This is a genomic window from Mycobacterium sp., assembly GCF_049281135.1.
Classification (GTDB): Bacteria; Actinomycetota; Actinomycetes; order Mycobacteriales; family Mycobacteriaceae; genus Mycobacterium.
Genome location: NZ_JBAPRN010000742.1, coordinates 1 through 9,229 on the forward strand (window position 1 = coordinate 1; position 9,229 = coordinate 9,229).

The 9,229-nt window shown below is 65.7% G+C and carries 10 protein-coding genes; 2 read left to right on the plus strand and 8 right to left on the minus strand.

Annotation, left to right across the window (positions count from 1 at the left end; translation table 11 throughout):
* Positions 1 to 582, minus strand: a 582-nt coding sequence (locus WAN02_RS29525) for a sigma-70 family RNA polymerase sigma factor (protein ID WP_422268941.1), incomplete at its 3' end; no start/stop codon positions are given.
* A gap of 266 nt (positions 583 to 848) precedes the next feature.
* Between WAN02_RS29525 and WAN02_RS29530 the strand changes: the two genes are divergently transcribed.
* Together WAN02_RS29530 and WAN02_RS29535 are read left to right on the plus strand one after the other, a co-directional pair.
* Positions 849 to 1,697: an SDR family oxidoreductase gene (locus WAN02_RS29530; protein ID WP_422268942.1), complete on the plus strand. Its 849-nt coding sequence runs from the start codon at positions 849 to 851 to the stop codon at positions 1,695 to 1,697.
* 56 nt (positions 1,698 to 1,753) lie between these two features.
* Positions 1,754 to 2,251 (plus strand): YbaK/EbsC family protein, encoded by a 498-nt coding sequence (locus WAN02_RS29535; RefSeq protein WP_422268934.1) that lies wholly within the window; start codon positions 1,754 to 1,756, stop codon positions 2,249 to 2,251.
* Here WAN02_RS29535 and WAN02_RS29540 read toward each other — a convergent pair.
* The 7 genes from WAN02_RS29540 to WAN02_RS29570 all read right to left on the minus strand — a co-directional run.
* A complete protein-coding gene (locus WAN02_RS29540; RefSeq protein WP_422268935.1) occupies positions 2,217 to 2,987 on the minus strand; it encodes a class I SAM-dependent methyltransferase in 771 nt (256 codons plus the stop codon). The two genes, WAN02_RS29535 and WAN02_RS29540, sit on opposite strands and share 35 nt — an antisense overlap.
* Entirely contained in the window at positions 2,984 to 3,820 is an 837-nt protein-coding gene (locus WAN02_RS29545; protein WP_422268936.1) for an enoyl-CoA hydratase/isomerase family protein, read from the minus strand. The genes WAN02_RS29540 and WAN02_RS29545 overlap by 4 nt, the downstream gene beginning before the upstream one ends.
* A complete protein-coding gene (locus tag WAN02_RS29550) occupies positions 3,820 to 4,371 on the minus strand; it encodes a TetR/AcrR family transcriptional regulator (RefSeq protein ID WP_422268943.1) in 552 nt (183 codons plus the stop codon). The genes WAN02_RS29545 and WAN02_RS29550 overlap by 1 nt, the downstream gene beginning before the upstream one ends.
* A gap of 81 nt (positions 4,372 to 4,452) precedes the next feature.
* Positions 4,453 to 5,715 carry an acyl-CoA dehydrogenase family protein gene (locus WAN02_RS29555; protein ID WP_422268937.1) on the minus strand — a complete coding sequence of 421 codons (1,263 nt, stop codon included), beginning with the start codon at positions 5,713 to 5,715 and terminating at the stop codon, positions 4,453 to 4,455.
* Positions 5,712 to 6,530: a poly(3-hydroxyalkanoate) depolymerase gene (gene phaZ, locus WAN02_RS29560; protein ID WP_422268938.1), complete on the minus strand. Its 819-nt coding sequence runs from the start codon at positions 6,528 to 6,530 to the stop codon at positions 5,712 to 5,714. The genes WAN02_RS29555 and phaZ overlap by 4 nt, the downstream gene beginning before the upstream one ends.
* Before the next feature lie 71 nt (positions 6,531 to 6,601).
* Complete coding sequence (locus WAN02_RS29565; RefSeq protein ID WP_422268939.1) at positions 6,602 to 7,993, minus strand: aldehyde dehydrogenase family protein; 1,392 nt, start codon at positions 7,991 to 7,993, stop codon at positions 6,602 to 6,604.
* Positions 7,994 to 7,997: 4 nt separating this feature from the next.
* Positions 7,998 to 9,229: PHA/PHB synthase family protein (locus tag WAN02_RS29570; protein ID WP_422268940.1), on the minus strand; the 1,232-nt coding region annotated here is incomplete at its 5' end.

Here is a 9,229-nt window from a genome sequence, read left to right on the forward strand (position 1 = left end):
GTGCAGTCGCGACATCACCGTCCCGATCGGGGTGTCCATGATCTCGGCGATTTCCTTATAAGGGAAACCTTCGACGTCGGCGTAGTAGACCGCCATCCGGAATTCCTCAGGCAGCGCCTGCAGGGCCTCCTTGATTTCGGTGTCAGGCAGCGCCTCCAGCGCTTCGACCTCCGCGGATCGCAACCCGGTCGAGGAGTGCTCCGCGGTGGCGGCCAACTGCCAGTCGGTGATCTCATCAGTCGGATACTGGGCCGGCTGCCGCTGCTTCTTGCGATAGCTGTTGATGTAGGTGTTGGTCAGGATCCGGTAGAGCCACGCTTTGAGGTTGGTGCCCTCTTTGAAGGACCGGAAGCCCGCGTAGGCCTTCACCATCGTTTCCTGCAGCAGGTCCTCGGCGTCGGCCGGGTTGCGGGTCATCCGCAGCGCGCCACCGTAGAGCTGATCCAGCAGCGGAATCGCGTCGCGCTCGAAGCGCGCGGTCAGCGCCGCGTCGGTCTCGTTCGAGCGGCGGCGCGCGGAACCGTCAGAGACGTCACCGACGTCCGCGGTCTCCGGCTCGGTCGCGCTATCTATGTCGGCCATAGTGGGTAACGCAGTCCCTTCTGTCGCGATGCCGGTGAACAGGTCCATTAACACCGGACCCGTCTGGCACCCGGCCAACTGCTCTTCGCCAATGAGGCTTGTCGCCGTTGACACAGAGATCCCCTTTCCCAATCTAAAGGCTGCGACTGACACTGTCTGCTCCGCATGGTCAACAGCAACGATCACCGCGCTATTTCCGGGTGGGCGTCGGACCCAATCCGGGCCGCTTATTCGGAGCCACTGTGAGCAGCGTTACTGTGGCGCTCATGTCACTCAAGGGCAAGACCATGTTTATCTCCGGTGCCAGCCGCGGAATCGGACTGGCCATCGCCAAGCGTGCCGCACAGGACGGCGCCAACATCGCGTTGGTGGCCAAGACCGCCGAACCGCACCCCAAGTTGCCCGGCACGGTGTACACCGCGGCCAAGGAGCTCGAGGAGGCCGGCGGTCAGGCGCTGCCGATCGTCGGCGACGTCCGCGACCCGGATTCGGTCGAGTCGGCGGTGGCCAAGGCCGTCGAGCAGTTCGGCGGCATCGACATCTGCGTGAACAACGCGTCGGCGATCAACCTTGGGTCCATCTCCGAGGTGCCGATGAAGCGATTCGACCTGATGAACGGCATCCAGGTGCGCGGCACGTACGCGGTGTCCCAGGCGTGTATCCCGCATATGAAAGGCCGGGAGAACCCGCACATCCTGACGCTGTCCCCGCCGGTCCTGCTCGGGAAGGAATGGCTGAAGCCGACGGCCTACATGATGGCCAAGTTCGGTATGACGCTGTGCGCACTGGGTATCGCCGAGGAACTGCGCGAAGACGGCATCGCGTCGAACACGCTGTGGCCGCGCACGCTGGTGGCCACCGCCGCGGTGCAGAACCTGCTCGGCGGTGAAGAGGCGATGGGTCGGGCACGCAAGCCGGAGATCTATTCCGACGCGGCCTACGTGATCCTCAACAAGCCGTCCCGCGACTACACCGGCAACACCCTGCTCTGCGAAGACGTGCTGCTGGACTCCGGCGTCAGCGACTTGTCGACCTACAACTGCATCCCGGGCGGCACACTCGGCGTCGACTTCTGGGTGGACGGCGTCAACCCGCCGGGATACTCCGGACCCTAGGTGGTGATGGCACGCGCGGCGAAGCCGGGCGCAGCAGGTCACGACGGGCAATAGTGGTGGCGGGCGCGGCGACTCCGGCGCTGGCGGTGCTGATCGACGCGGGCGTGCCGCACGAGGTGGTGAAGTTCGACAGCGCTCATCGGGACCGGCGGCACCATTCGTTCGGCGGCGAGGCCGTTCGGGCGCTGACCAGTGCCGGCGCCGTCGACCCCGAGCAGATCTACAAAACGCTGATCATCGCGGTTCCCGACGGCTTGGCGGTCGCGATTCTCCCGGCGCTGGCGCGGTTGTCGCTGAAGGCGGCCGCCGCAGCGCTGGGTGCGGGCAAAGCCACCATGGCCGATCAGCGCGCCGCTGAGCGGGCGACCGGTTACGTGCTGGGTGCCGTCTCGCCGTTCGGGCAGCGCACGCGGCTGCCGACCGTCGTCGACTCCGGCGCCAGGGCCTGGGAACGCATGTACGTCAGCGCGGGCCGCCGCGGCTGGGATGTCGCCGTCGCACCCGGCGACCTGATCATGCTCACCGATGCCGTGACCGCGGAGATTCGGGCCTGAGATCCGAGACGAGAAGTCGGTATCCGAGATCAAGCTCTGACATGCCGACAAGATCGGCATGCCGACGCGCCCAAGCGCCATCGGCAAGGTCGGCGCTGAGCCGCTCCAATCCCCTTGTTAGCAACGCTTTCGGTGTCAGCGCGAACATCGACATCCCGGCTCGCACGGTCTCTTCGAGATACGCACGAGGGCGGCGCCAGTAGGCTCCGCCGAATCCGTCGACGCAGTCGTGCGGTACCGGCACCGTGTAGATCGACGCGGTGCCCAGTAGCGACATCAGTGTGGAGATCGGCACAGCCAGACGCGCGTCGGTGTCAGCTACAGCGGGCAGATACTCGCGCAGCAGCCAGAATTGACGAAAGACGATGTCATCCCAGGTGAAGATCACGACACGCTGACGAGCGACGCGGACCATCTCGAGGACTCCGGCAGCGAGGTCCGACCAGTGGTGCACGGTCAGCAGCGCAATCGACGCGTCGACGGCATCTATGTCGATGGGCAGGTGTTCGGCCACGGACCGCACCGCAGGAGCGGCGTCGGCTCGGCGTTGCGCGATCATGACCGGGCTGGGTTCCACGGCGACGACGGTGTTCGACGGTTCGTAGGAACCGGTCCCGGCGCCGATGTTGGCGACTGTCGCCATATCGCGGAGCGCTTGCTCGATGACGGCCCCGATCCGTGGATCAGGTTGACGGGTAAGCGAATACGTCCGACCCGCCCGGTCGTAGCGGATCACCGTCCCAACATCGTGCTCACGCTGTCGGCAAACGCGGCCGTGGTGAAACAGATCGGCTCGGCGAATTCCTCCATGGTCAACGCCTCGTGCCAGCCGGCGTCGGCGGTGGCACGCAGCAACGGCTTGGTCATCGCGACCGCGTGCGGCGGCATCGCCGCCACCCGCCCACACCACTCGTCGGCAGCAGCAAGCAGTTCGTCGTGCGCGACAACCTGCTGCACGAGTCCGAGCCGCAGCGCCTCGCGGGCGTCGATGTGCTCACCGCGCAGGTAGTAGGCAAGCGCGCCCTGATAGCCCAGTCGGCGGGTCAGCGCCCAGCTGGTGCCGACCTCGGGAAGCAGGCCGAGACGGCCGAACGCGGGCACGATCACCGCGCGCTCGCTGGCAATGGCGACGTCGCAGGTCAGCGCCCAGGCCAATCCGACGCCGGCCGCCGGTCCGTTGATCGCGGCGACGAAAATCGTGTCCGCCCCGGCGATCAGCCGGGCAATACCGCCGAACTCGCGACGAATCCAGCGCCACACGTCGGCGACACCCTCCGGGTTGCTCAGCTGTTCGGTGGCCGAACGCATCATCTTCAAGTCGCCACCCGCGCTGAAGCCAGGATCGGCGCCAGTGAGCACCACGCTGCGAATGTCGCTGTCGGCGACGAGAGCTTCAATCGCGCAGCGCAATTGGCGCACCAGCGGCGCCGACAGCGCATTGAGCCGGTTCGGCTCGTCGAGGGTCACCACCGCCCGGTCACCGCGGTCCTCGACCCGAACCCGACGCGGTGCGTCCGGGTCGTCGCCGTCGGCGACCATGCCGGCATACAACGATTGTGTTGAGCTCATCACTTGTCCTCCTCACTAGCATCGGCCCGCAACACCGTCCATGCGGCGTCTGCGAACGTCTTGATCACCCCGCGCGGCAGTCGGGGCTCGTCGCCGGCAATCCAATTCCGGCTGAATTCCTGGGCCGGACCGAACCACAGTGCGGCGGTGACTCCGGCCTGTATCGGACGCAAGACTCCGTAGCTGTGGTGCGGGCGCCACCAATCCCGCACGGCGGCGAAGAACGCCGCGTTCGCCTCGCGCAACTCCGCGCTGTCCAGTCGGTCTCCCAGCAGCAACGCGGCCTCACCGCGATTGGCGGCCACCCAGCGCAGGTGGTGCGCTACGCCGCCGCGAATACCGTCTTCCGCGGTGCCCTGCCTGCGCAACATCGCGACGAAGCTCCCCTGGTACTCGCTCATCACCTCGGCGTAGACGGCGGCCGCCAACGCGGGCTTGTCCGGGAAGTGGTGGTAGAGCGCCCCGACGCTGACGTCGGCGTCGCGCCGGATCTCGTCCAGCGTCGCGGCGATGGCGCCATCGGCCGCGAACCGGCGGCGGGCGGTCTGCATCAATCGGTCCCGCGCTTCGCCCGGCGCTGACCTCGGCACGAGAAATATTCTACTTCTACCGAGGAATCCTCGGTTACGGGGTCAGGCGAACGCGCTCTGCCCGGTGATGTGCCGGCCGACGATGAGGGACTGGATTTCGGCAGTTCCTTCGTAGGTGACCAGGGCTTCCATATCGCACAGGTGGCGCATGACATGGAAGTCGAGCAGGACGCCGTTGCCGCCTAATACGTCGCGGGCCAGTCGACACACGTTGCGGCCCTTGACTGTGCAGTAGTACTTGGCGAGCGCGGCCATCGTTTCTTCGGCCTTGCCGTCATCGATGAGCCGGGCCATTCGGATGGCGTACAGCTGCATCGACGTGAGATCGCCGAGCATCTCCACCAGCATCGACTGGATGACCTGGGTCCTGGCGATCGGCCTGCCGAATTGCTTTCTCCGCAGTGCGTAGTTCAGGGCGATGTCATAGGCCGCGACGGCGTGTCCGGCCGACCCCCACGCGACGGAATTGCGGGTGCCCGCAAGCACTTTGCCGACATCTTTGAAGCTGTTGCAGTTCTGCAGCCGGGCGTCTTCGGACACGCGGCAGTCGGTGAGAGTGATGTCGGCGTTTTGAACCATCCGCAGCGACATCTTGCCGCCGATCTTGGTCGCCGCGTAGCCCGGGTTCTCCTTCTCCACGACGAACGCCTTGACTTGGTTGTCCGCGGTGTCGCGGGCGTATACGACGATGTAGTCGCACCACACGGCGTTGCCCGGCCAGCGCTTGCGGCCGTTGAGTACCCATTCGTCGCCTTGCCGCTCCGCGGTGGCCTCGAGGATCACGGCGTCCGAACCGTGCTCGGGCTCGGTCAGGGCGAACGCGCCGATTTTTTCCAGACGCGCCATCGCCGGCAGGTAGCGTTGCCGCTGTTCCTGGGAGCCCAGGATGTTGATTGATTGCATCGCCAACCCGACGTGTACGGCGAAGAACGTGGCAATGCTCCCGTCGATGCGGGACAGCTCGTAAGTGACGAGGCCGGCGGCGACCGCGCTCATCGACGTGGACCCGTGGTCGCCCAGGTTGTAGTCGCCGACAACGTTCAGCGCGGCAAGTTTCGGTATCAGGTCGAATGGGAATTCGCCGCGTTCCCAATACTCGTTGACCATCGGCAGGATCTCGGCCTCGCCGAACGCCCGGACCTTGGCAAAGATCTCCTTTTCCGGGTCGGTCAGCTGATCGGCCATCAGGAAGTAGTCGGTCTCCCGGGCCACGCCGATGTCCTCGACGAGCGACGCGGTAGCTGGATCGGCGTCCTTGGCGCTTCGTGTCTCAAATGAGCTGAGCGGTTTTGGCATCGTTGTCATGGCCGATCTCCATGTTCGTGCAGAAAATCCTCGATGACAGGTACGATCTCGACGGCGTTGTGCACCAGATCGATATGGCCGCCGCCGTGTTGGTGCAGCCGCGCATGGGGCAGCAATGCGTTCAAGATGCGCGCGTTGACCATCGGGATGATCGGATCATCGGTGCCCGCCACGATCAACGTCTGCTGCCGTACAGCAAACAGCGCGAACAGGCTGGTCCACACCGAACCCGCGAGAAGCTGGTGCAGGTAGCCCATCTTCGATCCGGCGTGCAATTGCTGAAGAAACAGTCGCGCCACATCCTCCCCGTGTGCGCGGACCGTGCCGCCGTATAGCTCACCGGCAATGGATGCGGCGTAGTCCGGATCCGAAAACCTGCGCGGGGTGGCCATTTTCACCAGCACGCGCGGATGCGCGGGCACCATCAGCGCACCGGTACCTGTCGCCACCAGAACCAGGCGACGGCACCGGCGCGGGTTCTGAAAGGCGAACTGCTGTGCGAGCGCCCCGCCCCAGGACAGCCCGAGCACGTCCACCACGCCGATTCCCAGCTCGGACAGCACCCGGCCGAGCACCCAGGCAAGGTACGGGAACCCATAGGGCGCAAGGGATGTGGGCGATCCTCCGGTTCCCGGCACATCGAATCTGACCACCGTGGTCTCCGGATCCAGCTGCTCCACCAGCGGGTCCAGCACTTCCAGGCTGGCCCCGATGCCATTGCACAACACCAGCGGCACACCGGTTCCCCACCGCACGTTCACCCGAATCCGCTGCCCGCCGGTGGCGACGTAGCACTCCTCGCCGAACTGACTCACGGGCAGAGCACGAAGGCGACGCCGATCTCGGGCCGCTTGACGCTTCTCGGCAGCTTGTGTCTTATACGGGGTCATCCCAGTATCCTGCGCATGATCTTCAGTCCCTTGTCGGTGTATGGCGGGTAGAGCAGCTTGAGGTCTGGCTTCGTGGTCTTGGCGAGGACCGCCTTCCGGTGACTCAGCGCCTGAAATCCCCACTCACCGTGGTAGGAGCCCATACCGCTGCACCCCACGCCGCCGAATGGCAGCTGTGGCACCAACAGGTGCATCGCGACGTGGTTGAGTACCGCGCCGCCGGCCGGAACCGAATCAATGATCCTGCGGCCGGTGGCCTTCGAGCTGGAGAACACGTAGAGGGCGAGCGGCTTCGGTCGACCATTGGCGAAGCTGATCGCCTGATCCAGCGAATCCACTTCGATCACTGGAAGAATCGGGCCGAAGATCTCGTCGGTCATCGCGGGCTCGTCGGGATCTGGGTCGACGATGACCGTCGGCTCGATCGTGAGTGAATCCCGGTCGCTGTGTCCCCCAATGACGACGTCGCCCTTTGTGGCTTCGAGATAGCCGACGAGCCGGTCGAATTGGCGCTCGTTGACGATTCGCATACCCATGTCATTTCCGGCGCGGAAAGCAGCCACGTTATCGACGATCAGCCGAACGAGTTCTGACTTGATGGACTTGTCGGCCAACACGTAGTCCGGCGCGACGCAGGTCTGCCCGGAGTTCAACAGCCTTCCCCACGCGATCCGGCGTGCCGTCACATCGAGATCGGCGTCGGCGGCGACGATGACCGGACTCTTGCCGCCGAGCTCCAAGGTGACTGGGGTAAGCGTCGCGGCCGCCCCGGCCATGATCTTGCTGCCGATCGCGGTACCGCCGGTGAAAAAGGCGTGGTCGAAACCCAATGAGAGCAGCTGCTGTGTGGTGTCGGCAGCGCCTTCGACCACGGCGACCGCGTCCGTGTCGAGGTACTGCGGGATCAGCCGGGCAAGAAGCGACGAGGTGGCGGGGGCCAGTTCCGACGGCTTGAGCACGGCGCCGTTGCCGGCCGCGACGGCGGCCACCAGCGGGCCCAGCGAGAGGTAGACCGGATAGTTCCACGGCGCGATGATGAGGACCACGCCCAGCGGTTCGTATTGCACCCACGCCGAGCCGGGGAGCTGGCTCACCGGCACCCGCTGCTTTTTCCGCTTCATCCAGCTGCTCAGGTGCTTACGCGCGAATTCCGCTTCGCCCCTTGAGGACACGATGTCACCCAGCCAAGCTTCTGCTCGTTCGCGGCCGAGGTCTTGGGCGAGGGCTGCGGCGATCTCATCCTCGTTCTCGTCGAGGAGTCGCTCGACGCCGCGAAGTTGGCGTAGTCGCCACTCGACCGTCCGGGTGCGTCCGCGCGCAAACACGCCACGGATGGTGGCGACTTGGTCGGCAAGTTCGGGCGGCGCGGTAACCACATGTGCGGTCACTTCGTCACTTTTCCATCACGTAACTGCCCGGAGCGGGGCCCAGAGGCGGAAGCTCCTCCCCACCAAGCATTTTCGGCGCGTCGACCTCGGAGCCACTGCGCTCAGCGAGCCAGGCCGTATAGTCCGGCCACCACGAGTCCGCGTGCTTTTCAGCAGTGTCCACCCACTGATCGGGATCCTCCGCGTCGACCGGGCCGGTACGGAACGACGCCTTGGGGTTGCCTGGCGGGTTGACCAGCGCCGCGATGTGACCACTGGTGGACAGCACGAAGCGGTTGTCCTTGCTGCCCAGGAGGCGCGCGCTGCGATAGGTGGCGTGCCACGGGCAGATGTGGTCGGCGACGCCGCCGACGATATAGGCGTCCGCGGTGATCTTATACAGGTCGACCGGGCTACCCAGCATGCTGACCCCGCCCGGGGTGACCAGCGCATTCTGCAGCCCCATCAGCACCAGGTCGCGGTGCAGCGCGGCGGCCATCCGGGTCGTGTCGGCGTTCCAGAACAACACGTCGAACGCCGCCGGCTTGCGGCCCTGCACGTAGTTGTTCACCACGTACCGCCACACCAGGTCGGTGGGACGGAGCCACGCGAACATCTCCGCCATGTCGCGCCCGTCCAGGAACCCCTTCCTGGCGGAGACTCGAATCGCCGCCTGCGCCGCGCGGTCGCTCATCGCCGCGGCCGCGAACCCCGCGCGGGTCTCATCCAGCACGGTGACCGCCAGGTTGAGGCCTGCGACCCGGTCGCCCTCGCCGATGTCGGCAAGATGGGCCGCCGTCATCGCCGCCAGGATGCCGCCCGAACAGGTGGCCAACAGGTGCGTGCTGTCGGCCCCGGTGATTTTCTCCGCCGCGTCCATCGCCTCCACGATCGCCGCCCCATAGGCGTCGAAGCCCCAATCCCGATGGCGGGCTTGCGGGTTCCGCCACGAAATTACAAAGACCTGCTGGCCCTGCTGCACGAAGTACTCGATCATGCTGCGCCCAGGCGCGAGATCCATGACGTAGTACTTGTTGATCACCGGCGGCACCATGAGCAACGGAATCGCGCGCACCTTGGGTGTCTGCGGAGCGTACTGGATCAATTCGAACACCGAGGTTTGCAGTACGACGGCCCCTTTGGTGACAGCCAGATTCTCCCCCACCGCGTACGCGTCGGGCTCGATCATCGCGGGCACCCGGGGCTTCGAAAGCATGTCTCGGGCAAAGGCCCTCGCGCCTCGTACCGCGCTCAGAC

Excerpts from the sequence above, each read along its gene's own strand:
- WAN02_RS29530 (WP_422268942.1), top strand. The coding sequence starts at position 849 with ATGTCACTCAAGGGCAAGACCATGTTTATCTCCGGTGCCAGCCGCGGA.
- WAN02_RS29545 (WP_422268936.1), bottom strand. The coding sequence starts at position 3,820 with ATGAGCTCAACACAATCGTTGTATGCCGGCATGGTCGCCGACGGCGAC.
- WAN02_RS29550 (WP_422268943.1), bottom strand. The coding sequence starts at position 4,371 with ATGCAGACCGCCCGCCGCCGGTTCGCGGCCGATGGCGCCATCGCCGCG.
- WAN02_RS29555 (WP_422268937.1), bottom strand. The coding sequence starts at position 5,715 with ATGACAACGATGCCAAAACCGCTCAGCTCATTTGAGACACGAAGCGCC.